Origin of the sequence: Pseudomonas sp. AM8 (genome assembly GCF_036346475.1) — a bacterium.
Lineage (GTDB): Bacteria > Pseudomonadota > Gammaproteobacteria > Pseudomonadales > Pseudomonadaceae > Aquipseudomonas > Aquipseudomonas marginalis.
On sequence record NZ_JAOTNX010000008.1, the window covers coordinates 83,990 to 107,132 of the forward strand.

Genomic DNA, 23,143 nt, shown 5'->3' on the forward strand with positions numbered 1-23,143 from the left:
AGGTGGCGCTAGTGGCCGACTCTGGTTACTCGATGGAGCGACTTTAGCCAGCTCCAGGGGCGGCGGATAATCACTTATGCACATCCATCGATAACCTGGGGTAATCACACGAAGCAGTTATCGCCCAGAAATGGTTATCAGGCAAAACACAAAAAAATGTGAGAGCGGGCTTGCTCGCGATAGCGCACTGACAGTCACTACGAAGGTGTCTGTAATGCCGCATTCGCGAGCAAGCCCGCTCCCACAGGGGAACTGCGTGTTTAGTAGTTGTTTGTGCCCATGCGGCAGGCAATCTCGAATGCCTGCCGTATAGCTCCTACGTTGGCCTTGCCCTGCCCTGCGATATCAAAAGCAGTCCCGTGGGCCGGTGTGGTGATCGGGATCGGCAAGCCGCCCTGCACGGTGACCCCACGGGAAAAACCCATCAACTTGATCGCGATCTGCCCCTGGTCGTGGTACATCGTCACCACTGCGTCGAAGGCGCTAGCATCGCCCTGAACCTTGAGGAAAATCGTGTCTCCCGGATACGGCCCCTCCGCCGCAATCCCCAGCGCCTGCGCCGAGCGAACGGCTGGGCCGATGATGTCCAGTTCTTCACGACCGAACGAGCCATTGTCGCCGTTATGGGGATTCAACCCGCAGACACCGATGCGCGGTTTTTCCAGGCCATTTCGCTTTAGGGCCGTGTGGATCAATTGAATTGCCTTCAGCACCCGCGCCTGGCTGAGCATCCCTGGTACCTCAGACAAGGCCACGTGCGATGTCACCCGCGAGGTCCAGAGATTATCCAGCACATTGAATTCGCAGAACGGCCCGTGGAAATCCAGCAACTCGGCAAACCAGTGCAACTCATCGCTATGCGCCATGCCGGCCATGTGCAGTGAGGTCTTGTTCAACGGTCCGAACAACACCGCGTTGGTGGTGCCTGCTTCAGTCAGGCGCAGTGCTTTTTCCAGGGTATCGAGGCTGTAGCGACCACCGATGACGCTTGCTTCACTGCGGGGAAACTCGCCAACGGCGTCTCCACGAAAATCGTAGAAGAGCGGCGTGTCATCGATAAACGACAGTTGCTCCAACGACTCGACGCGCCGGTAGGGAAACTCCTTGCCGCAGATGCGCATGCCACGCTTCATTTCGGCCTCGTCGGCGATCAGAATCACATTCGCCTGACCGCGCACCAAGGGGTCGCCTAGCAAGCGTGCGATAAGTTCCGCGCCTATGCCTGCCGGGTCGCCCAGGACCATGGCGATGGCTGTCTTGTTCATGCTTCTCTCCTCAAGGCTTGAGCCCCTGCGCGCTCAATGGCGCAAGGTTCGCAGCAATAAATGCGCTGCGCGTTGCTGTAGAACAGACGTTCCTGATCGGCTATCGGTAGATCAGCAACGATGGATTTGAAACCGCTGTAAATGTCGTCGAACGAGCCGCACAAGCTGTCGACGGGAAAGTTGCTGGCGAACATCGCTCGCTCGGTGCCGAACATCGCGATCACCTCGCGCACGATCCAGTGATTGTCTTTGGGGCGCCACGCCCGCCCCCCCTGCCCCAGCCCGGAAATCTTAACCTGCACGTTCGGCCATTCCGCCAGCCGCGCCATCGCCAAACGCCAGGCTGCCAAGCCTTCAGCACTGCGATCATTGGGCAAACCGGCATGGTTGAGAATCTGTGTGGTGCCGGGAAAATCCCGGGCCAGGCGCTCCGCCTCGTTCAGGTTCCACCAAGGGGTCTGCAAGTCGAAATGCAAGCCCAGGCCCTCAAGCGCCGAATAACCGCGACGCCACTGCTCGTTGCTCATCAAACTGCGCACCCGGCCCACCTGTTCCGGTGCAACAGGGCCGCCGGGTTTGTGGCGAACGCTGCGCACGCACTTGAAACTGGCCTGCTCGGTGAGGACGGCGATGGCATCCGGATGATCGAGCCAGGCCTGCGCCACGATGGCGTTCGGCACGCCATAGCGGGCGGCCAAACTTTCGATGAAACGGGTTTCACCAATCGGGTCTTGCGGGTTCCACTCCGTCTCGACGTACACCGTTTTCACGACGTCATGAGCACCAGCATCGGCGAAGTAATCATCGGGAAAGTAGCGCCGCTTGATCTTGCTGTAATCACCGTAGCGAAACGGGATATGGGCGTCGGGGGCGAGCCATGGATGATCGTTGATCGACGGGTCCCAGAAGTGATGATGAGCGTCGATGATCGGGCCACACCATGCAGTGCCGGAGGAGAATTCAGGCATGGCGCACCTCGTCCAGGCTGATGAACAATGTCGCCACGACGAAGATCGCCGAGCACACCGCGAAGAACCCCAATACCGGAGCAAAACCTCCGGTCATTTGCAAAATAATGCCCACCAAAATCGGCACCGCAATTCCGCCCGTGCTGCCGGCCATGTTCATCACGCCACCGATCAACCCGACCCGCGCCGGTGCAGCCAGTAATGCAGGAAAGCTCCAGTAGAGGCTGCCCCACATCAAGAAAAACGCGGTCATGGCCAACAACGCCACTGCCGCAAAAGCATTGCTCAGCGTTGGCAGCAACAGGAACGCAGCAAGGGCCGCCACACCCGAGAACGCCAACAGACTCTTGACCGCCACACCCCGGCTGACGCCCTTGCGAATCAGCCCGTCGCAGAGGAAACCGCCGGTCAACGAACCCAACGCTCCGCAGATAAAAATCACGAAAGTTGCGGCGCCGATGCCCTTGATATCGAACCCTCGGGCCTGGGCCAAATAACTCGGCCCCCAGGTCAACAGGCCGAAATATTCCATCGCCCAACTGGCACGCCCGATCAGCAAGCCACTGAGCGATCGCGCGGCAATGCCTAGGCCTTTGACCCGAAGACGTGCGGCTTCCGCCGCCGGAGTGGCCCGGCCGGCGTTGATCTTCTCAAGCTCCAGCGCATTCACTTGCGGGTGGCTGGCCGGGTCGTCCCGCAGATAACGTCGCGCTAGCCAGGCCAAGGCGAGGGTCGCTACACCCGCGATTACGAAGGCTAGGCGCCAGGAGTCCAGTGAAGCAATCAGGTAAGCGATGATCAACCCGCCAATCGCCACGCCCAACGGACTTCCGCTGTCCATCAGCACAGCCCCACGACTGCGCTCACTGGGGGCCAGCCACAAGGAAATCAGTTTTCCGCCCGAAGGGAACAACGGCGCCTCTGCTGCACCGAGTGCGACTCGGGCGAACAGTAACGATAAACCGCCTGTGGCAAATGCGGCGATCACCTGAAATGTGCCCCACAGCCCGGTGGACCAACTGATCACCCGGTGTGGGCCGAAACGATCGATCAGCCAGCCGCCGGGAATCTGCAATAAGGCATAGGCCCAGAAGAAACTGCTGAGGATTAGCCCTTGCACGCTCGGCGACAGGGAGAATTCGTGAGCGATGGTCGGCATCGCAATGGACAGCGACACCCGGTCGATCAGGTTGACCATCGTCAACGCGAAGATAAGAGCAAAGATGCGCCAGCGCACATTGCTGGCGTTGCGGGGGGCGGCTTGAACTTGCGGTATTGCCACTGACGCTGGCTGGGTGTTGGCGCCTGGCAGATGCAGGGAAGCACTGGGACGAGCCATGGTGCGTACCTCGTTTTATTATTGTTGTAGGTGCAACGTTCACCGCTTAATGGCGGCTCTTGCCGAGCACTATTGAAGGCACAGTGATTACCGTCTAATCAATACTTGATATACCGCGATAGCCTTGGGTTATTGCATGTCCTGTTTTCAGGAGACTTTCATCCATTGACGGCGCACCTTACTTTCTTCGCAAAACACTCTGGCGCAACTCTTTGAGCGATTACCGCCGATCTAGGGTTTAGTACCTATAACCTGAGGATATCGGTATATGTTTTGTTTTGACTAGACGCGACGGCGACGGCTTCCCACACTCCGGCCAGGCTTGCGGCTTTCGAGCGCAGACAAGTCACTCATAACAATTACAAGAATGAGGCCCTTCCATGCGAACTGCATTTGCTCGTCGCACATCCCGCCTGCTCGTGGCTTGCACGTTGCTCGCCGCCAATACCCTTCCCGCGTTCGCTGATGCCTGGCAACCGGACAAGAACGTCGAAATCGTCGTGGCCGGCGGCCCTGGCGGCGGCACCGACCAGCTCGGTCGCCTGATCCAGTCGATAATCACCACCCACAAACTGCTGGAGGTCAACACCATCGTCCTCAACAAGGGCGGCGGCAATGGCGCCGAAGCGTTCCTCGACTTGAAGATGAACAAGGGCGATCCCGAAAAACTGGTGATCGGCACCAACAACATCTACCTTTTGCCGCTGGTTTCCAAGCTCGGTTACCAGTGGCAGGAACTGACCCCTGTGGCGGCCCTGGCTGAGGACGACTTCATTCTCTGGAGCTACAAAGGTGCATCGTGGAAGGATGCGAAAGGTTTCTACGAAGCGGTCAAAGCAGATCCGTCGAATCTGCGCATGGGCGGCAGCCAGTCCAAAGACGTCGACCAGACCCTGACCTTGCTGCTGAATCAGACCACCGGCAGCAAACTGGTGTACATCCCGTTCAAAAGCGGTAGCGAAGCCGCGACCCAATTGGCCGGAAAACACATCGCCGCCAACGTCAATAATCCCAGTGAAAGCATCAGCCAATGGCGAGGCGACCAGGTCGAACCGCTGTGCGTGTTCAGCAAAGAACGCATGACCTATACCGAGAAAGTTACGGGCGACAAATCCTGGGCAGATGTGCCGACATGCCACGAGCAAGGACTGGGCATCGATCAGTACCGTTTCCCGCGCACGGTGTTCATGCCCGGCGACGTCACCGCCGAACAGCAGGCGTTCTATGTCGAGCTGATGCGCAAAGTCACCCAGACACCTGAGTTCAAGGCCTACGTCACGCAGAATGCGCTGGTGCCGACCTTCCTCGAAGGTGAGCCGCTGACCGCTTATATCGAACAGGACACCGCCCGCGTTACACCCGTATTTAAAGAGGCCGGCTGGCTGAAAAACTGAGTTGCTCACGGCCGTCCGCGAGCGATCGGCCGTCACCTGCTGGAGGTGTTTCATGTCCCATTCTTCGGATTCACCGGCGCTGATCGGCGCCCATTGGGTCGAACTCGGCCTGACGTTGTTCACCACCCTGATTGGCGTGGTGGTGATGTTCGGTAGCGTCGAACAAGGTATTGGCTGGGGCGATTCCGGCCCCGAACCGGGTTATTTCCCCTTCTACATTGGCTTGCTGTTGAGCGCCGCCAGCGTCGGTAACGGCGTGTTGACCGTGGTCCGCTGGCACGCCCTAAGCGTCTCGTTCGTCAGCCGCCATGCGTTCAGGCAAGTGCTGTCGGTGTTCATTCCCTTCGCACTTTTTGTGGGGGCCATGCCAATCACCGGTCTCTACATAGCGTCAACCTGTTTCATCGCTTGGTTCATGTGGCGTGACAGGGTTCGTCCCCAACCATACGGGAAGTGGATGATCGCCAGCGTGTCCCTTGGCGCCGTGCTCGCCAGCTATTTGATTTTCGCGTTGTGGTTCAAGGTCCCGCTGGATGCCGGGCCGCTAGGCGAATGGCTGGCGCTCGCCGGGAGGCAGTTCAAATGAGCGAGTTCGATTCACTGCTGCAAGGCATGAACCTGATCCTGACCCCGAGCCATATCGGCCTGATGGTGATCGGCGTACTGCTGGGCATTCTGGTCGGCGTATTGCCCGGCCTCGGTGCACCCAATGGCGTAGCGCTGCTACTGCCGCTGACGTTCACCATGTCGCCGGTATCGGCGATCATTCTGCTGTCGTGCATGTATTGGGGCGCGCTGTTTGGCGGCTCGATAACTTCGATTCTTTTCAACATCCCCGGTGAGCCCTCATCGGTAGCGACGACGTTCGACGGCTACCCCATGGCCCGCGGAGGTCGTGCCGCCGAGGCCCTCACTGCTGCTTTCAGCTCGGCGCTGATCGGTGCCTTGGCCGGAGTGTTGTTGCTGACGTTCCTATCGACGCGGATCGCCACGTTTGCCATGTCCTTCAGCTCGCCGGAATTCTTCGCGGTGTATCTGCTGGCGTTCTGCACCTTTATCGGCATGAGCAAAAACCCGCCATTGAAAACTGTGGTCGCGATGATGATCGGCTTCGCCATGGCGGCAGTCGGCATGGACACCGTGTCCGGCAACCTGCGCCTGACCTTCGACCAGCCGATCCTGATGACCGGCATCAGTTTCGAAGTTGCGGTAATCGGCCTGTTCGGAATCGGCGAGATCCTCTGCACCGTCGAGGAAGGTCTGGTATTTCGCGGCGAACATGCACGGATCACGCCGATGGTGATCCTGCGCACCTGGGCCAAATTACCGCGTTACTGGCTGACCATCGTGCGCAGTACGCTGGTGGGTTGTTGGATGGGTATCACGCCCGGTGGCCCCACCGCCGCTTCGTTCATGAGCTATAGCTTGGCGCGAAGATTCTCGAAGAACCGCGACAATTTCGGCAAGGGTGAACTCGAAGGCGTGATCGCCCCGGAAACCGCCGACCACGCTGCCGGCACCAGCGCCCTGCTACCGATGTTGACCCTGGGCATCCCGGGTTCGGCCACTGCCGCAGTCATGCTCGGTGGCTTGATGATATGGGGTCTGCATCCTGGACCGACCTTATTCGTCGAGCAGCACGACTTCGTCTGGGGCCTGATCGCCAGCATGTACCTGGGCAACATCGTGAGTCTGATCGTGGTGTTGGCCACGGTGCCATTATTCGCCTCGATCCTGCGCATTCCGTTCTCGATCATTGCGCCGATCATCATCATGGTCTGTGCCATCGGCGCCTATTCAGTGCATAACTCGTTCTTCGATGTGGTGCTGATGCTGGGCTTCGGTGCGCTGGGGTATCTGTTCAAAAAACTCGGTTATCCGATCGCACCGTTGGTGTTGGCCGCGGTACTGGGGGACAAGGCTGAGGACGCGTTTCGGCAGTCGATGCTGTTCTCCGACGGGCACCTGGGAATTTATTGGTCCAACCCACTGGTAGGTAGCCTGACCACGGCAGCGCTGTTGATGCTTTTCTGGCCGCTACTTTCCAAGGTGCTGCACACCCTGACAGGCCTGCGTAAACCTCATGTCGCCAAGAGCAAATCAGTGCTGTGATGCGGGAAGGCTGGCAACGTCTGGAATTTGTTGGCAGTCTGGCCGCAAACTTTTTTCCGAACGTGGCCCATGACCCGTATTCCTGATGCCAATGTGATTCACAGTCGACTGCGTCTGCGCCAACTTCGGCTGATGTTGGCGTTGCAGGAGTTCGGCTCGTTGCGCCGGGCCGCCGACCACATCGGTATGACGCAACCGGCAGCCACCAAGATGCTGCACGAGGCCGAGAACCTGCTCGGTGTCGAACTCTTCGAACGCCTGCCGCGCGGCATGCGTTCGACGCCGTTCGGGGACACCGTCATTTACTACGCGCGCATGGTGTTTGCCGAACTCAGCGGCATGCGCGAAGAGCTGGTCGCGCTAGAATCCGGCAACCTCGGCCGGGTCGCAGTCGGGGCCATTCCGGCCCTGGCCTCGGGGCTGCTGACGCGCACCATCGCCACCCTCAAACAAAGCCATCCGCGTTTGTCCATGAGCATTCAGGTTGACACCAGTGACGTGCTGGTTCAGGCGCTGTTGCAGGACCAACTAGATATTGTCCTGGGCAGGATTCCCGCCGGGGCGCGGGCCGAAGAGTTGTTGTTCGACAGCCTCGGTGAAGAAGCTCTGTGTGTCATTGCCGGTGCGCAAAGTCCCTTGGCGCAGAAGAAGCAACTGAGCTGGGCCGAGTTGCAAAACATGACCTGGGTCCTGCAACAGCATCCAAGCCCGATGCGCGCTATCATCAATCAGGTGTTTCACAACGCCCGGGTCGATATTCCCAGCAGCATCGTTGAAACCACTTCGATCATGACGTTGCTGTCGTTGATCCAGCAGACCGACATGCTCGGGGTAACCCCAGTGTCGGTGGTGGAGGATTATCCCGGCCGCGATTTGCTGGCGGTATTGCCGATCCAATTTGAAGCACGACTTCCACCGTTCGGGCTGATCACACGGCGCCACCGCATTCAGTCTTCAGCCATGCAGGCGTTCATGAATTCGGTACGGGCCGAACACGCCTCACCCAATAAATAAGGTTCATCACGGATTACCGGGAAAAGACGCTCTTGATCTTCATGAAGAAGAATTCGCTATCCCGGTAACCGTACGCCATCCGTTTGATGACCTTTATTCGATTGTTTATTCCTTCCAACTGACCGGTGCGCATCGGCCAGCGAACCCGACTGACGATGCCCCGCCAATAACCCTTTAGCCGTTTGGCAAACTGGATCAGAGCCGGTATTTCGCTTTCATATGCATGGCGCAGCCATTGCTTCCAGGCCGATCTCCAGGTCCAGGCAGTGCTCGGTGTCCAGAGCGTTTTGAGTTCAGCCTTCATCAAATAAACTGTCATCAGCGATTGGTTGGCCTCCAATAAATCCTGCAAATGGACCTGTTGTTCCGGCGCTTTCAGGTTCTGTGGGTTACGCAGCAACAGCCATCGTGCCTGCTTGATGACCTTGCGAGCCGGCTTGTTATGACGCAGCCGATTAGCTTCGTCGACGCGGACCCGATCAATCACCTCTCGGCCATATTTGGCCACCACATGGAAAAGGTCGTAGACCACTCGCGCTTTCGGGCAATGCTGGCGAACCTCCAGATCAAAAACAGTATTCATGTCCATCGCCACCGCTTCGATTCGAGCGCAGCCCTCCGGCCCCAGCTCCTCGAAGAACGGCCTGACTGCCGCTCGGCTACGGCCTTCACCGATCCACAGCACTCGTCGTGTATCGGCATCCAGCACAACGCTGGCGTAACGATGACCTTTGAATAACGCGAACTCGTCCATGATCAGGCGTCGTGGTTACGCCTTCGGCAACTCACTCAACACCGCCTGCAAGGCTCGACGCTCCAGCAACCGAACAGTGTCCCAATGCAGTCCAAACATCTGGGCCACGTGCAGGGTGGGAAGGCGCTCGCAGGCCTGAATGACCGCCTCGGCCAAGCGGCGCGTCATGCGGGCATAGCGATCCAGCCAACTGACGGCCTCCATGCGTTTTCCACAGTCGCGGCAGCCAACACGCCTGAGCAAAATGCTGAGGCGCACCGCGCGACCGAGAATGGGCAGATCACGAACGGTTCGCTCGCAATACTCATGAGTGGTTGAACAAGGTTTTTGGCAGCCGCCGCAGGACGGGAATCGGGTGGTGTGGGGAATCAGATCGATCTTTAGAGCGTCAACATCGGGCTTGATCGTGACGACAGAAAAGCCCTCCCAAAAAGAAGGAAAGTATTAATATCACGCATAAGAACGCCGGTTTTTTAGATGTGTTTGCTCGCACGAACATCATCAATCAAATCGGCGTTCTTGTTTCTGTGTTTCCCGGGATTCCGTGAAGAACCATAAATAAGCGCCTGAAACGATTCGTTTTCTAGCTATCTTTAGATGGTTCTGGACAGCAATAAATATTGACCACAACCCCTTAAGACAGAACCACAGCAGAAAAAGAGGTGCTCGAAATTTAGATTAACAACGTAAAATTTATATACACTAAAAAAGCACGCAAAGAAGTTTAAAATTTAAAGCATCAAACTTTTTATTCTAAATTAAAAACTCAAATCAACAGTTAAACCTGCCACACACCAAATTACGGCAGTTCCAAAAAACTAGAAACCAACATTTTAGCACCCCTATCTCGGCCAAGGTTTTCCCATAAAATCGCCAACACGCATAACATTTAAGATACGCGTGAAAGACGATAAGCGAACTAGTAGTTACGAATAACTCTTAAATCGTCACACTCGCTTGAAGCTAATTTGCTGTTCTCGAAATAATTTACCTTCCAGCCTGTGAGGCCATCGCCTCACGGGCTCGCTGTAGCTTGTTCAAAATATCCTCCCCTTTCGCATTCCAGACGTAGCGAGTCGGCTGAGCATTTCAACCATCTTCATCCACGAACTGGAGGTCGGGGTGACATGCATATAGAAGCGCTTGTGCTTTCGAGCCAGGCCTTCACTTTCGGGTGTTTGTGCGTGGCGTAATTGTCCACGATCAGGTGCAATTGAAGATGTTTTGGCGTTTCGCAATTGATTTTTTTAGGAACTCCAACCACTCCTGATGCCGGTGTTGACGCACGCAACTGATCTAGCGTCCTTGAAGATAATCCAACCCAGTGAACAAGTGCCAGGCCATGGCGGATGTAATCGTGCGAGTGCGCACGGATATGACTGATACCCAGAGGCAAACCAGGCTGCGTGCGCTCTAGGGCTTGAACCTGGCTTTTCTCATTGCAGCAGAGCACCACGCCTTGTCTGGCGGGTCGAGATACAGCCCGATCACATCCCAAAATTCCTCTTCGAAATGCGGATCATTGGACAGTTTGAAGGTACGGGTCAGATGCGGTTTCAAGTCATTGGCAGCACAAAGTTTGGGCACGCTGGTGGCCGAAATTCCGCTCGGGCCATGCTTCGCAGCTCCACCGTGGGTCACAGATGCGCTCTTGAGTGGCTTGCTCAAGGATACTACGCACGGCTTCAAGGGGCAGAAAAGGTTTACGACCCCGACCTGGCTTATCGAGCAAACCGTCCAGCCGCTGAGCTTGAAAGCGCTGACAATCAGTAAGTGATAACGGGGAGTGAAACCCGGTCAGCCGGGCAATTTAGACTCGTGTGCAGCCTTGAGCTGCCAATAGAACCGCCGTGCCCGGCGACCGTCGTGCTGGCTGATGGTGGCCGAACACACGCGCCGGCCAAGCTCGGCGTGTTCTTCTGGGCTGAGGACGATTTTGGGATATACACCTGCGCTTCTCCGAACTTTGGATGACGCTGGAAGTATAGCCAAAACCGAAGAAATGTTAATTCGAGAACAGCACACTAGCTTAGTGAAATTCTAAAGATCATGTAAAGGCGTCAAAATGATAATCGACAACTACAATTGGTGCCAACTGCTTTGTGGTTCCTGTTTTCATCACCGAATTTGTTATGCCAACACTCGACGCTTGCTCCAAGCTCCAATCCATTAGGGATGATCTGATTGTTTTGGTCGATTTGTTTTCAAAATCAGCGGAGGCTGAAGTCAGCCAGAAAAGCATGACTATTCAGACCATCCCTTACAGCCCAAACACCTCCGCTGAATTCGGACTTATGGGAAAAGATGCCAAAGCGCCTATGCTATAAAAATCGCAAGCAAAAAAAATACTGATTCCCTTGATACTTTCTTTAAGCCTAATAAAAAACATACTAACCCCTAAATACAAAGCCAACAAAAATATCAGAATAACATATCGAATAGTTCACCCCCCCTTATTCAAAATCGCTTGTTAAACTTTTCGATCAACATCCCATCTCAAAAATTCTACTTGCAATTTAAAATCTTCAAGCTGTAATAAGCATTGAGAGAGCAAAACCGAAAAACGGCTTTTGTCGACTTCACTTCCTAGCATATTGATCTGTTTGGACACCATATTTAGGCAGGAATCAATTTTATTCGAAAGAAGATTCAAGTGTTTAAAAGCTAAATCTTTCATACTATCAATTTCTACAGCCAAAATGTAAAGTTGCCCCTCTAAGCTTTCTAGGCCTGACTTTTCACAATTACGAACTTCACGGACCACAACAGACATCTTATTTTCGGTAATTCGTATAGTCTGGATAAGCCCCGCAACTGACTTGGCAACGACCTCTTGAGCATCCTTAAGGACTTGAACTGATCCAACTAATTTTTTATCCATTTCCACATAACCCTCTCGTTATAGTCCCAGTGCAACCACTACCTCAACGATCTCCACCATGTCCAATCATCGTCTGCTTCAGGCAATTATTCTGCCAGCCCTCAAGCACACAGACTAATTCGTTCACAGCAAAGCACATATCAACTAGCGGCTTTAAGTCTTTTTGAGGCGGTGCAGTTAATACATATGATTCGACATCACGTAGAAGCGTCGAAGAATCAACAATAAAATCTTTTATCAGAAACCGCGCCTTATCTAAGGACTTTTGCAAATCACTATTAAGAGAATTTGCATCCTGGGCACTATTCTGATATATAATTAATCCCGAAGCACTCCCCGCCCCTTCAAAAAATAGCGAATTATCTCGGACAGACACCAGCTTGGTGATCATCTTTACTGAGAAATGCAAAGCTCTAATCTGACGAATTAGTTCTTTACCGGCTCTATTTTTTTCTTCCAGCGAGATTAGCCAGTGATTACAAAGGTTAGACATCACTATCATCCATTCACGTTCAATTATCGACAAACCATATTGGTAGTCTGTAATTTCTAGAATTTTCAGCCAGCTAAGAAATACTACCCCTCTTGACACAAGCACAAACGAAGCGCCCCACTCTAAAACACTATTTTCGAAATCAACGCTCTAGACGTTTAAACTTTGAACCTTGCAACCAATCGACTTAGCTCAACGGCCAAGGTAGAAAGTTCAGCGCTGGCCACAGACGTTTGTCGTGAACCCGCCGCCGACTGGATAGAAAGATCACGTATACTGACTAAATTTTCGTCAACTTGTCTTGCGACCAGCGATTGTTCTTCAGAGGCTGTTGCTATCTGCACGTTACGGTCGTTGATACGTTCAATCGACTCAGTGATCTCTGCGAGTGCTAATCCCGCCGACTGAGCCAGCGCTAACGTTTTACCTGCTTGATGGCTAGTCTGGTCCATGGAAGTGACTGCCTCAGTAGAACTCGCCTGAATGGTGAGAATCATTTTTTCAATTTCGCTTGTCGACAACTGGGTACGATGAGCGAGCGCCCTAACTTCATCTGCCACCACAGCAAACCCACGGCCAGCCTCCCCGGCCCGTGCGGCCTCTATCGCGGCATTAAGCGCTAGCAGATTAGTTTGCTGAGCGACTGAGCGGATTACATCAAGCACTCCACTAATATCCGCTGCCATCTCTGCTAGACCGCGCACGCTGACCGAGGTCAGCCCAACATTATCGACCATGATATTAATCGCAACTACCGTTTCATCTACTTTGCCTCTACCGGTGATTGCCGTTCTTGCAGTGTTCGAGGCGGCACTGGAGGCCTCTGCCGCGTTACTCGCAACTTCGTCCACGGCCGAGCTCATTTCGTTCACGGCGGTGGCCGCCATTTCTATTTCATTATTCTGACGAACTAATCCCTGAGAGGCGTCTTCCGTGACGGCATGCATTTCCTCTGCTGTTGCTGCTAATTGGGTTGAAGAATCGCCTATTTGAATGATAGCACTGCGCAGATTGCTCTGCATTTTTGATAATGCGTCAAGGAGGCGCCCCATTTCGTCAGTACCATCGGCGTATATCTCCTGACTAAAATCGTTAGCCGCAATACGCTCAGCAATCATCAACGACTTGTGTAATGGAGTCATTATGCTTTTGGTATAGAACCATGCAAGTGCTATGGTAGCGATTAAAGAAACAACAATAAATGAACTGGCCAAGGTTATCGCTCGACTATAAGCGCCTTTGGCTTCGTCGCCTGCCGCGTTTGCTTTTACGTCATTAATGTCCTTCAACGCTGAAATATTTCGGGCGCCGGTATCAAAAACGTTTCTTACTTCGCTATTCGTAAAGCTGATCGCCTCACTAAAATTCTTGGCATCTACCAATGCCAAATACTTCACTTGAACATTATTGAGTTTCTCGATTGAGTCTTTAAGGCTACTAATGGCTGCCAAGCCTTGGGGAGTGACGATAAGACGAGATAAATCATCCATGCTTTGCTGGATTAACGATTGGGATCTAATAATATCTTTCTTGCTATCCGCTCTTGTGGAATCATTCTCGTCTGCATTACGCAATTTGCTGTTACTATTGCGCAGACTTAAAAATTCGCGTTCAAGTACGCCTAAGACTTTGAAGCTAGGCACAATATTCGTCTCAATCTTCTTTTCTGCGCCATTCAAAATCGAAGCTTGCTGTATTGAACCCCCCCCTAGCACGATGATCAACGTGCAAAAAAAACCAAAACAAAGGGCAGAACGAGCAGCTAGATTAAGTTTTCGTAAACTCATGAAATCTTCCTCAAAAATGGCACATAGTTATTTTTCGGCCAATAACTGAAATTCTTTAGTCTCAAAAATAGATTTCGACGAACGGTACTCCCTATACAGAATGTCATTATTATAGTGATCGCCGAATTCCAGACACGACGTTAAGTTTTTCTCGGCCCGCACTGGCGCCAACCCATCGTTGAATTGGTGAATCCAGTTGTAGCAATACATCAAAACATGGGGGTGATTTCACGCTGGACTTCTTGTTGGGCCGCTCGGTAATCCGTGGTCAGTATCCATCCCGCTTTCAAGCAATGCAGTCGGTTACCTTTTCTTTTTAAACGCGAGCATCAACAGCTGCAGTGCAGCACTGAAATCGAACTGGCTGTTCAGCCCTTCTGATCATGTCTACGCAAACTGAGCAACATATTGTTAGCTCTTCTGACCATCTCCATCAACTCGGTGGAACTCACTTCTCGCCGATACTCCAGTAGTTCGGCTGCTAGGAGCGCTCTGTCATAGCAACCTCCATCAATGAAGTGGGTACCGAGATAGTGCGATCCCCCAGGTGTCGAATGCCCGTGAATTGGCCTTCTGCCTCGGCATACTGCCCCCTCGTTAATCAACCTCCACCGTTGCCATTTCTCCCTGGCTTGCCGCCGCTAATTTGTATTCAGTACGGTTGGCTTTCGCCGGGTTGAACCGCTGTAAAGCTCAAAACAGCAGTGCACATGCCTTACCGCAAGAAAGGTCTACTCCATGAAAAATCTGCGTACTCCAGATAAGTATTTTTTGAGGAAGCCCCTCCCCAGATCCCGATATCCTGAAAGCCCCCAGTCAGCTTTGCCGAAGCCCAGCCTTGAACAAGCCATCCCTCCTACTTGCATCTCCTCGCCGAATCCTGTTTGCTGCGATCAGCGTAAATTGCGGCTTGTCAATGATGCCCACCGTCCAAGTGGCGCGTGCGTCAGAACAGGTCGACATCAAGGTAATGATAAGTCAGCCGAACCCTAGAGAACTCTGCGTCGCGCGGCGCCAGATCTCCAGCGAACGCAATCAGCGCTACTACCCCGAGCGCCTGATCGGCGGCATCTAGAGTATTTGACAGGGCCTGCAGGAGTACCTGCCCACAAGTCGCGCACAGCTGCGGAACCCGGCAAGCTGTCGGGCAAATACATCCTCACCGGCGAGCGGATGTCATGAGCGGACCCGTTCATCAGCGGCCACCTTGGTAGAGCGGTAAAGACTGGCCTTTGAGAAAAAACTTCATGGGGTCGAGTGCCTGCTCTTCTAAAAACACTGCGTACTTTTTTCCTGATCTTGGGCAATTCGTACAACGCCTTGACGCCATGCTTGGCAGAGTTGCGTATCACCGAGGACGGGTTGAAATAGCCTTCGGCATTTTCCAGTGTCAACACGAAAGGGGGCAGGCCCGCGCACATCAGCAGATAGCTGACGATAAGCGCCCCACTGCGGTTTGCTGAGAATGCGTACATAGACGCCTGCTGCGCACTTCCAGACCGAGTCGCTGTGATAGGCACAATACAAGTTGTACAAATCCTTGATGCCCCCTCAATATTGTTGAAGAAATGCGCCTCGGTCGCTGCCAGGTGCTGCGCGTACTCCAACCGGCGCGCCGGGTCCGGGCCACAAAGCACCGTGGCGTTGATCTCCAGCATCAGGTACACTTGCTTAAGATCGAACAGTTCGACGCCGCGGGCAACGTATTCGTCAACCAAGGCATAACCTTCAAGCACGTTGTTCAGAACTTCATCGGCCAACGGGTCGCGCGGCTCGGTGAAGTGCTGGCTGAACTGGATGAAGCGGCTCTGCACTTCCCGTAGTGCGCGTTCAATCGCTGGTAAATCAAGGCGATACGTAGCAGGCATTGGCACTCCCTGGAAACACTTGGTAAAGGCTACCGGATGCCCGCCAAATCCATTTGGCTTCCGCAGGTATGCGGCATTGACCCGATGTGTGGCTTAGCTGAACTTGCCGCTGATGTAATCGCTGGTCATCTGTTCACGCGGGCTTTTATATAAATTGTAATCCCAAGTTTCATTAGGTCTCAATACCTCCGCGAACCAGATGCTCATCGAGAAAGGACAGAACAGCAGCATCGATGTCCTTAACGTTTTTATGGTTTGAAAAGTATTGGTAAGAAATAGAAATATCGTGCGCGAACAGACGTCTCGCCACGCAGGTGAACCGACAACATAAAAATCTATATCGTCTATGTGTCTGTCTGGTTACGCCCTTCGATTACTCTATCTTGGTCATATCGCTCAGGATCAATATGACTCATACGCAAACTTATCAATTTACCATCTAATACTCTTTTCTTGACTTAGCGCATTTCGGGGCATTGAACGAAAAGTGGCAACGAACTACCATCTCGAGTATAACTAGCTGACAGTCCTCCTCGGAAAAATTAAATTCAAAAGATAACTCACCACCGCGAGCGCTATTTCCAAAAGTACATGACACTGCAGCGCTCCCTATAGTGGAATAGTTGAAAAAGTATCGCAGCGAGGAGTATTTTCAGTTTTAGCTGCACACAGCAATCCAGCGAAAGCGAGGACCTTGAACTATGACTGTTTGAACCGCGCCAGACCGAACACCATCAATGAAAATAGTCCGCCTAGCGCTCTCTCAAACTCTCCTGAACATGCTGATGCAAAGGGCTCAAGAAGTAATCCAGCACCTACGCTGATCCGTCTTGACCTCCGCCGTCACCGACATACACGGCGACAGCGCAACGCGTTCTCCCTTGATATTCAAATAATCTTCTTTCAGTCGAATCCGACTGCTGTAGACGTGCCGACGTTTTTCATCGTCTAACGCATCGTTGGACACCCCCGATCACCTTTCCTTCAACGGTGCCATAACGGTTGAAGGTTAAGGTTTCCACCTTGACCGTCACCGCCTGGCCAGCACGCACAAACCTCACATCCTAGTTTCCATCATCGCCTCCACTTCGACAGGCTGGTGGGTACGCACAATGACCACCAACGCATGCGCCGGCGTCACTACGCCACCCACGGTATGCGCAGAGTTGCTGGACTGTGCCATCAACCGACGCGCGGAGCTGTCTGAACGTCTCTTAATAGCATATCGCCCCTTTAATCAGCCGCGTCATTCGGCGTCAGGCCCGGCATTGGAGTGTGCCGGGTGCGACATTTTGAAATAGATGAACTAACGGAGCTTAGGGTATCGCGACTGATTATCTGAGGAGACCACGTCAATCGGAAATTCCTCGCACATAACCTTATCATGCGCCAAATTTACCGACTAAGAGCACTATGGTAGTGCAGCTTCGTCAGGAGAGGCTGCAAATGCGAAAATTCACAGCAAATTTTTTCGACCAGAAATGATAGAGATCGCGATACTTCATGCTCTGGCGAACCAGAAGCCGCCGCTTCACGATGCCGTAGAATGGCCCTCAACCAATTGCCGAATCAGGGTCTCACCAGCCTCGACCACCGCATTGACGGTGCGCTTCACCACCATGATGCTCCAATCAGTTGATGAGGGATCATAGGCCCGGAGACCAGGAGATCAACAGTTCGGCGACCTGTAATGGATGCTATCGGCCCAGAGTGTGTGAAAACGCTTCGTCAAAAATTGAAGTGCACGCGTCTACGTTAAATCTGAAAATTATCGGCGTGTCAGCAGACTTGGAAATCGCACAGATGCGCGATTTCCAGCTCGGTGGTGAGTACCTGTAGCGCTCGGAAACGTTTTACACAGCCTCAAGTCCTCAGGCCTTTCTTGAAGCACTATTGTAAAGGAAACCAATTCTTGTTCTGCTGCCTCCAGCGTGGAGGAGTTCCAAATTAGCTATAAACTGCTTAATTTGCGCTTGGCTTGAGCTTTGAGGTATCACTGACTTATATTTGCCTATAGACGCTTTAAAGATGAAAATCAGGATAGAGCAATCACCGTGCGATACAGACTGGCTGGCAAAGCTTGATACTTGTGTTGTGCGTTTTCGCAACGAGCGTCAAGCGCTTGTATTTGCCGAGCAACTGCAAGTGCGACTCGACGCGCCACATAATCTTCCAGAAATTTACTCCGAAACATCGAAAAATTACGCCCCTGGCAATCCGGGTTTAGAGCTGCGTTGAGAGGTGTCGGTATTCCTAAAGACCGATTTCTATGCATCAGACCATATTAATTATTGGCCGTTCACGTGTTGTGAGTTGAGTTTTCCATCAAAACACTGTGCCAAGATACTTATGTCCACATCCGATAGCTTGCCGGCCAGGAAGCGTATTTTCAGCCACGACGTCAGGTAGGCATAGCGCGCCTGGGCCAGATTGCGTAGCGCGTCGTAGTATCGCTGCTCAGCATCCAGAATATCGGAGTTGACGCGCTCCCCGCCTGCTACACTCTTCTTCATCGCCACGGTCAATTCCTGAGCCGAGTTTACGGCAAGCTGAAACGCTCGCATTTTGGCGAAGCTGCTGTTGTACAGGTTGAACTGCTTGTGCAAATCATTCATTACCTCATTGAGCTTGGCGTCATTCTCATAGCGCAGCCGGCCACTGTTGTCGACGGCTTGTCCCACCGTCGCCGATACACCGCCACCGGCAAAGATCGGTACGCTGACCTGAATGCCCACACTGTTAGTGACGTAGCGCTGATCAAAGGTGGACTCCGAACTCGATTTCTGGCGCCCCGCCGTCGCATAGAGACTGACCTTAGGCAGGTGGCCGGCACGCGCTTGTTCGATCTGTTCGTCTGCGGCATCCAATGCGTAGCGCAACGAGGCCAGCTCCGGATTGTTGAGCAGCGCAATGTCGCGCCAGGCCTCAAAACTGTTGAGCTCTAACGGCAGCATTTCGAACGTCACGGCCAGGGGTGCGAGGTCCTGGGCACTTAGAGGTTGCCCGACCATCGCGATCAGATCTCTCATCGCTGCATCAGCATTATCCTGCGCCTCGATCTCTTGGGCCTGCGCTAGATCGTAGCGCGCCTGCGTCTCCAACATATCGGTGCGGGTGCCTTCACCCACTTGCAAACGCCGTCCATTGAGCTTCATCTGCTCAGCAAACGCACGCTTCTGGGCCTGGGCCAGTTCGATCTGATCATTGGCATACAGTGCCTCGGTATAGGCTTGAGTGACGCGTACCGCGAGTTCCTGGCTGCGGCTTCGAAAGCGGGCGTCGGTATGGTGCGCCAGGGCCACTCCTCGGTAGTAACGCGAGATCGCCTCATAGTCGATAATCGGTTGCTCCAGCGTCAACGAGGACGAATAACTGCGGTATCTGCGATCGGTCGTAGTTGAACCGAAAAAACCAGGCTGGGTGACTTCGGACTCATTACGGCCGCTCTGGTACTGGAGCGACAATTTTGGCAGCAACGCAGCCCGACCGATCGCTCGCTCCCCAAGACCCGCATCACGCTCCTTCATCGCAGCGTGGTAAGTGGGGTCGTACTCTAGAGCCAACCCGTAGACCTCCATCAGGCCTGTGGCATGGTTACTCGCCTGGCTTTCGAGGCAGAACACAGCAAGCGCCAGAACTGTCCAACACCATCTGCCGCTAACGCCTATCCTGTCAGTCATCAACGCTCCCGAATACTTTCACTGCCGTACTGCATCAGGGGATCGAGGAAATACTCGATTACCCGACGCCGGCCCGTCTTGATTTCTGCGGTCACGGCCATACCCGGTGTTAAACGAATGTCGGCGCCTTTGACGGTAATGCTTGAGCGCGCCATAGCGACCCGCATGGAGTAGATAAGGCCGCGTTTTTCGTCATTGATCGCGTCTCTGGAGACCGAGGTCACGGTGCCCGGCACGATGCCGTATTTGGTGTAGGGGAAGGTCTCGATCTTGACCTCGGCTTCTTGCCCAGGCAGCACGAAGCCGACATCTTTGTTCTCCAGGAAAGCCTCGATCTCCAGGACCTTTTCTTCCGGCACCACCAGCATCAGCGGCTGAGCCTCTGTTACTACGCCGCCTAGCGTTCGCACGGCCAACTGCTGAACAGTGCCGGACACTGGCGCGGTCAGCCGAGTCAGGTGCTCGGACTGCCGAGCCTTGACCAGATCCTGCTCCAGCAAGGAAATATGCTGACTGCCTTCGTTCAAGCGTTCGAGGCTGGCGTGCCGGGCATCGGCCCAGAGGGTTTCACGCTGCTGTCTGACCTCCGCAATGGAGGCTTCGATTTCTTTCAAGCGACTGCGCTGTACCGCCAGGTCCGACTCTTGCTCGATACTTTCGCGCTCGCGTTCCAGATAGGTATTGCGCGCCACGTATTGCTCGCCAGCCAAATCTTTCATGGCCTCGGCACGCTGGCGAACGATGGGTGAGGTTTTCTCCAGCTTACTCACCAGGGCCAGCGTTGAGCGATGCTCGGCCTGCCGGCGCGCCAGTTCTGCATCAATGCCGAACTGCTTGGCCTGCATTGCCGAGAACTCCGCTTCTACCAGACGCTGCATATCCGCCGACGCCCGAGAATCGACATTAATCTGCGCCAGCACGGGTTTGCGCTTTGTGTTAATCGCCGCGAGCATGGCTTCGGCGCGTGCGACCTGCAGGGACCATGTCTGCAACTCGTTGACGAGGCGCTGCTGTTCGGCCCCGGTGATGGTGCTGTCGAGCTCAATCAGCAAATCCCCTGCCCGCACGAACTGCCCTTCGCGCACATGGATGGCTTTAACGGTCGCCGTACCGATGGGCTGTACCACCTGTGTACCTTCGCTGGGAATGATCTTGCCCTGGGCGGTCGCCACGATGTCCACCCGGCCGAAGACCGACCACAACACCGCCAATACCGCAAAAGCAATCAGCAGCCACATTGCCACTCTGGGCGCTGGCGATACGGCCTTCTGCTGCAACGACAAAGCAGCTGGCAGAAACTCTGCCTCGTCAGCAGAATGCCGCTTGCGCTCCCAGGATTTGCGCTCGCGCCAGGCTGCCGCCCACACACCAGCATAGCGCTTGTACAAATCGCCCCAAGCGCTGAAAGTCTGTCCCCAAGCCATGCACTACCCCTGTTGCATGCGATGCAGGGCCGCGTAATGCCCCTGTTCTCGTTGGATAAGTTCGGCATGCGTGCCTTGCTCGACAATATCGCCGCGTTCCATGACAACGATGCGATGAGCATCCTTCACCGCTGACAATCGATGGGCAATTACCAGTACAGTCCGGCCTTGACTGATCTGGCGCATGTTCTGCTGGATGATGCGCTCGGACTCATAGTCCAGCGCACTGGTGGCTTCATCGAAGATCAAGATGCGGGGATTGGACAGCAGCGCCCGTGCAATAGCAATGCGTTGACGCTGACCGCCCGACAGCGTTGAACCCTGCTCGCCGACCATCGTGTCGTAACCTTCGGGCAGCTCGGCGATAAATTCATGAGCACCGGCCAACTGCGCCGCCGCGATGACCTGTTGCAATGGCGTGCCGGGATCGTTGAGGGCGATGTTCTCGCGAATGCTACGGCTGAACAGCACGTTTTCCTGAAGCACTACGCCGATCTGGCGGCGCAACGAACTGGCGTCAATGGTCGAGATGTCCACGCCATCAACCAGAACACGGCCTTGTTCCGGCTGGTACAGGCGCTGTACCAGCTTAGTCAGGGTGCTCTTACCCGAACCGGAGCGACCGACGATCCCTACCGTTTCCCCGGCCTTGATTGCCAGGCTCACACCTCGCAACGCAGGCTGTGCACCTGGCCGGTAACGAAACTCGACCTTGTCGAACTCGATCGTGCCACGCACAGGCGGTAATGCTGGTCTGGGGGTATGCACTTCGGTGCGGGTATTCAAAATATCTCCCAGCCGCTGCATCGAAATGCCCACCTGCTGGAAGTCCGCCCATAGTTGCGCCAGACGCATTACCGGGCCTGCGACGTTCCCCGAGAGCATGTTGAAGGCAATCAGTTGGCCGACAGTCAACTGCCCATCGATTACCAAACGCGCCCCCAGCCACATGGTGCCGACGGTGACCAGTTTGCTGATCAGCGTCACACCGCCGTTGGCAACGGTACTGATGGTGGTGGTACGAAACCCGGCTTTGACGTAAGCGGCCAACTGGTTGTCCCACTTACGTATCCACTGCGGTTCAACGGCGCTGGCCTTGAGTGTTTCCACACCGCTGATCGTCTCCACTAGGAAGGACTGGTTCTGCGCCCCACGGTTGAATTTCTCATTCAACCGCGCACGCAGAGCCGGCGTAAAACCCACGGACAAGAGGAAATAACAGGGCAACGAGACCACCACGATCAGCGTCAGCCAGACGCTGTAGTAGGTCATGACGGCCAGGAACACAATGGAGAAAAACAGATCCAGTACCACCGTGATGGCGTTGCCAGTCAGGAACGAACGGATGTTTTCCAACTCACGTACCCGCGCCACCGAGTCGCCCACCTGACGGGCGCGGAAATAAGCCAGCGGCAGATTCAACAGGTGTCGGAACAACCTGGCCCCAAGCTCCACGTCGATACGGCTGGAGGTGTGGGCAAACACATAACTGCGTAACGCGTTGAGCACCACTTCGAAGGTGACGACCGCCAACAACCCGACCGCAATCACATCCAGTGTCGTAAAACTGCGGTGCACCAACACCTTGTCCATCACGACCTGAAAGAACAGCGGCGTGACCAGCGCAAAGAGCTGAAGAACGAAGGACACTACAAACACTTCCAGCAGCAACCGGCGATACTTAACGACGGCAGGAATGAACCAACTGAAGTCGAACTTCGCCAGGTCGCCGGCGATGGAGGCGCGAGAAGCAATCAGGATCAATTCGCCTGCCCAGCGTTGTTGCAACTCTTCCAGGCTCAATTCACTGGGGCCTGGTTGACGAGGATCCTGGATCAACACCTTGTCGGCGTCATGCCGTGCCAGGATGAAAAAATTGCCATCCCGGTCACAGCCCATCGCCGGCAGCGGGGTAGTAGCGAGACGCTCAATTCGGGTGCTCACCCTTCGAGCCCGTAGGTCTAGTTTTTTCGCCGCCAGCAATACCTCGGTCACACCGAACCGCTCGGCATCGCCGCGAAACTCATGGGCCAACTGATCGATATCGACTGCCACCTGGTGATAGCGAGCAAGCATGGCCAGACAGAGAAGGCCGGTATCGACGACGCCCTCACCTGAGGGAGGGCTCCCGCCGACGCCAGCCTGCTCATCGAGATTTTTCATG

16 protein-coding genes and 6 pseudogenes are annotated in these 23,143 nt (G+C 54.3%); 7 read left to right on the forward strand and 15 right to left on the reverse strand.

Annotation, left to right across the window (positions count from 1 at the left end; all coding sequences use genetic code 11):
• Positions 1 to 260 precede the first annotated feature (260 nt).
• From V3W40_RS19485 to V3W40_RS19495, 3 genes are read right to left on the reverse strand one after another with little or no spacing between them, the layout of a single operon-like run.
• Complete coding sequence (locus V3W40_RS19485; RefSeq protein ID WP_330208733.1) at positions 261 to 1,265, reverse strand: 4-hydroxythreonine-4-phosphate dehydrogenase PdxA; 1,005 nt, start codon at positions 1,263 to 1,265, stop codon at positions 261 to 263.
• Positions 1,262 to 2,233 (reverse strand): amidohydrolase family protein, encoded by a 972-nt coding sequence (locus tag V3W40_RS19490; RefSeq protein ID WP_330208734.1) that lies wholly within the window; start codon positions 2,231 to 2,233, stop codon positions 1,262 to 1,264. Before V3W40_RS19490 ends, V3W40_RS19485 begins: the two co-directional genes overlap by 4 nt.
• Positions 2,226 to 3,572: an MFS transporter gene (locus V3W40_RS19495; RefSeq protein WP_330215519.1), complete on the reverse strand. Its 1,347-nt coding sequence runs from the start codon at positions 3,570 to 3,572 to the stop codon at positions 2,226 to 2,228. Before V3W40_RS19495 ends, V3W40_RS19490 begins: the two co-directional genes overlap by 8 nt.
• Before the next feature lie 380 nt (positions 3,573 to 3,952).
• Here V3W40_RS19495 and V3W40_RS19500 point away from each other — a divergent pair, with 380 nt between their 5' ends.
• The 4 genes from V3W40_RS19500 to V3W40_RS19515 all read left to right on the forward strand — a co-directional run bounded on the left by V3W40_RS19500 (position 3,953) and on the right by V3W40_RS19515 (position 8,092).
• The gene (locus V3W40_RS19500; protein WP_330208736.1) at positions 3,953 to 4,966 is read left to right on the forward strand and encodes a Bug family tripartite tricarboxylate transporter substrate binding protein; all 1,014 of its coding nucleotides are present in this window, start codon (positions 3,953 to 3,955) and stop codon (positions 4,964 to 4,966) included.
• 52 nt (positions 4,967 to 5,018) lie between these two features.
• Positions 5,019 to 5,552, forward strand: coding sequence for a tripartite tricarboxylate transporter TctB family protein (locus V3W40_RS19505; RefSeq protein WP_330215520.1), 534 nt, complete (start codon positions 5,019 to 5,021; stop codon positions 5,550 to 5,552).
• Positions 5,549 to 7,078 (forward strand): tripartite tricarboxylate transporter permease, encoded by a 1,530-nt coding sequence (locus tag V3W40_RS19510; RefSeq protein WP_330208738.1) that lies wholly within the window; start codon positions 5,549 to 5,551, stop codon positions 7,076 to 7,078. Before V3W40_RS19505 ends, V3W40_RS19510 begins: the two co-directional genes overlap by 4 nt.
• 69 nt (positions 7,079 to 7,147) lie before the next feature.
• Positions 7,148 to 8,092: a LysR family transcriptional regulator gene (locus tag V3W40_RS19515; protein WP_330208739.1), complete on the forward strand. Its 945-nt coding sequence runs from the start codon at positions 7,148 to 7,150 to the stop codon at positions 8,090 to 8,092.
• Between the two features lie 6 nt (positions 8,093 to 8,098).
• On the opposite strand, the pseudogene V3W40_RS34790 reads toward V3W40_RS19515, so the two are convergent.
• Positions 8,099 to 9,251: pseudogene (locus V3W40_RS34790) on the reverse strand (ISL3 family transposase).
• 582 nt (positions 9,252 to 9,833) lie between these two features.
• Positions 9,834 to 10,781 (reverse strand): annotated as a pseudogene (locus V3W40_RS19535) (IS630 family transposase).
• A gap of 197 nt (positions 10,782 to 10,978) precedes the next feature.
• Between V3W40_RS19535 and V3W40_RS19540 the strand changes: the two are divergent.
• Entirely contained in the window at positions 10,979 to 11,173 is a 195-nt protein-coding gene (locus V3W40_RS19540; RefSeq protein ID WP_330215521.1) for a hypothetical protein, read from the forward strand.
• A gap of 143 nt (positions 11,174 to 11,316) precedes the next feature.
• Here V3W40_RS19540 and V3W40_RS19545 read toward each other — a convergent pair whose 3' ends face one another.
• The 5 genes and pseudogenes from V3W40_RS19545 to V3W40_RS34805 form a co-directional block, all read right to left on the reverse strand.
• Entirely contained in the window at positions 11,317 to 11,733 is a 417-nt protein-coding gene (locus tag V3W40_RS19545) for a hypothetical protein (RefSeq protein WP_330215522.1), read from the reverse strand.
• A 37-nt stretch (positions 11,734 to 11,770) separates the two neighbouring features.
• Positions 11,771 to 12,220 (reverse strand): hypothetical protein, encoded by a 450-nt coding sequence (locus tag V3W40_RS19550; protein ID WP_330208743.1) that lies wholly within the window; start codon positions 12,218 to 12,220, stop codon positions 11,771 to 11,773.
• Between the two features lie 158 nt (positions 12,221 to 12,378).
• Positions 12,379 to 13,242 carry a methyl-accepting chemotaxis protein gene (locus V3W40_RS34795; protein WP_442962858.1) on the reverse strand — a complete coding sequence of 288 codons (864 nt, stop codon included), beginning with the start codon at positions 13,240 to 13,242 and terminating at the stop codon, positions 12,379 to 12,381.
• Positions 13,237 to 14,007: pseudogene (locus V3W40_RS34800) on the reverse strand (MCP four helix bundle domain-containing protein); the annotation flags it as partial. The gene V3W40_RS34795 and the pseudogene V3W40_RS34800, both read right to left, overlap by 6 nt.
• Before the next feature lie 109 nt (positions 14,008 to 14,116).
• Positions 14,117 to 14,297: pseudogene (locus V3W40_RS34805) on the reverse strand (IS3 family transposase); the annotation flags it as partial.
• A 629-nt stretch (positions 14,298 to 14,926) separates the two neighbouring features.
• Here V3W40_RS34805 and V3W40_RS19560 point away from each other — a divergent pair.
• Complete coding sequence (locus V3W40_RS19560) at positions 14,927 to 15,082, forward strand: hypothetical protein (RefSeq protein WP_330215524.1); 156 nt, start codon at positions 14,927 to 14,929, stop codon at positions 15,080 to 15,082.
• Positions 15,083 to 15,202: 120 nt separating this feature from the next.
• Here the strand turns inward: V3W40_RS19560 and V3W40_RS19565 are convergent.
• Together V3W40_RS19565 and V3W40_RS19570 are read right to left on the reverse strand one after the other, a co-directional pair.
• Positions 15,203 to 15,875: pseudogene (locus V3W40_RS19565) on the reverse strand (hypothetical protein).
• A gap of 752 nt (positions 15,876 to 16,627) precedes the next feature.
• Positions 16,628 to 17,074: pseudogene (locus tag V3W40_RS19570) on the reverse strand (HlyD family efflux transporter periplasmic adaptor subunit); the annotation flags it as partial.
• 829 nt (positions 17,075 to 17,903) lie between these two features.
• Between V3W40_RS19570 and V3W40_RS19575 the strand changes: the two are divergent.
• Positions 17,904 to 18,113: a hypothetical protein gene (locus tag V3W40_RS19575; protein ID WP_330208320.1), complete on the forward strand. Its 210-nt coding sequence runs from the start codon at positions 17,904 to 17,906 to the stop codon at positions 18,111 to 18,113.
• A 50-nt stretch (positions 18,114 to 18,163) separates the two neighbouring features.
• Here V3W40_RS19575 and V3W40_RS19580 read toward each other — a convergent pair whose 3' ends face one another.
• From V3W40_RS19580 to V3W40_RS19590, 3 genes are read right to left on the reverse strand one after another with little or no spacing between them, the layout of a single operon-like run.
• Positions 18,164 to 19,555 carry a TolC family outer membrane protein gene (locus V3W40_RS19580; RefSeq protein ID WP_330215525.1) on the reverse strand — a complete coding sequence of 464 codons (1,392 nt, stop codon included), beginning with the start codon at positions 19,553 to 19,555 and terminating at the stop codon, positions 18,164 to 18,166.
• A complete protein-coding gene (locus V3W40_RS19585) occupies positions 19,555 to 20,979 on the reverse strand; it encodes an HlyD family type I secretion periplasmic adaptor subunit (protein ID WP_330215526.1) in 1,425 nt (474 codons plus the stop codon). The genes V3W40_RS19580 and V3W40_RS19585 overlap by 1 nt, the downstream gene beginning before the upstream one ends.
• Positions 20,980 to 20,982: 3 nt before the next feature.
• A complete protein-coding gene (locus V3W40_RS19590; RefSeq protein WP_330208323.1) occupies positions 20,983 to 23,142 on the reverse strand; it encodes a type I secretion system permease/ATPase in 2,160 nt (719 codons plus the stop codon).
• Position 23,143 lies beyond the last annotated feature (1 nt).

What these genes read in the sequence shown, in the direction of transcription:
- V3W40_RS19490 (WP_330208734.1), bottom strand. Translation starts at nt 2,233, where the DNA reads ATGCCTGAATTCTCCTCCGGCACTGCATGGTGTGGCCCGATCATCGAC.
- V3W40_RS19505 (WP_330215520.1), top strand. Translation starts at nt 5,019, where the DNA reads ATGTCCCATTCTTCGGATTCACCGGCGCTGATCGGCGCCCATTGGGTC.
- V3W40_RS19495 (WP_330215519.1), bottom strand. Translation starts at nt 3,572, where the DNA reads ATGGCTCGTCCCAGTGCTTCCCTGCATCTGCCAGGCGCCAACACCCAG.
- V3W40_RS19510 (WP_330208738.1), top strand. Translation starts at nt 5,549, where the DNA reads ATGAGCGAGTTCGATTCACTGCTGCAAGGCATGAACCTGATCCTGACC.
- V3W40_RS19550 (WP_330208743.1), bottom strand. Translation starts at nt 12,220, where the DNA reads ATGTCTAACCTTTGTAATCACTGGCTAATCTCGCTGGAAGAAAAAAAT.
- V3W40_RS19515 (WP_330208739.1), top strand. Translation starts at nt 7,148, where the DNA reads ATGACCCGTATTCCTGATGCCAATGTGATTCACAGTCGACTGCGTCTG.
- V3W40_RS19580 (WP_330215525.1), bottom strand. Translation starts at nt 19,555, where the DNA reads ATGACTGACAGGATAGGCGTTAGCGGCAGATGGTGTTGGACAGTTCTG.
- V3W40_RS19575 (WP_330208320.1), top strand. Translation starts at nt 17,904, where the DNA reads ATGAAAATCAGGATAGAGCAATCACCGTGCGATACAGACTGGCTGGCA.
- V3W40_RS19590 (WP_330208323.1), bottom strand. Translation starts at nt 23,142, where the DNA reads ATGAAAAATCTCGATGAGCAGGCTGGCGTCGGCGGGAGCCCTCCCTCA.
- V3W40_RS19500 (WP_330208736.1), top strand. Translation starts at nt 3,953, where the DNA reads ATGCGAACTGCATTTGCTCGTCGCACATCCCGCCTGCTCGTGGCTTGC.
- V3W40_RS19485 (WP_330208733.1), bottom strand. Translation starts at nt 1,265, where the DNA reads ATGAACAAGACAGCCATCGCCATGGTCCTGGGCGACCCGGCAGGCATA.
- V3W40_RS19585 (WP_330215526.1), bottom strand. Translation starts at nt 20,979, where the DNA reads ATGGCTTGGGGACAGACTTTCAGCGCTTGGGGCGATTTGTACAAGCGC.
- V3W40_RS19540 (WP_330215521.1), top strand. Translation starts at nt 10,979, where the DNA reads ATGCCAACACTCGACGCTTGCTCCAAGCTCCAATCCATTAGGGATGAT.
- V3W40_RS34795 (WP_442962858.1), bottom strand. Translation starts at nt 13,242, where the DNA reads ATGCAGAGCAATCTGCGCAGTGCTATCATTCAAATAGGCGATTCTTCA.
- V3W40_RS19560 (WP_330215524.1), top strand. Translation starts at nt 14,927, where the DNA reads ATGCCCACCGTCCAAGTGGCGCGTGCGTCAGAACAGGTCGACATCAAG.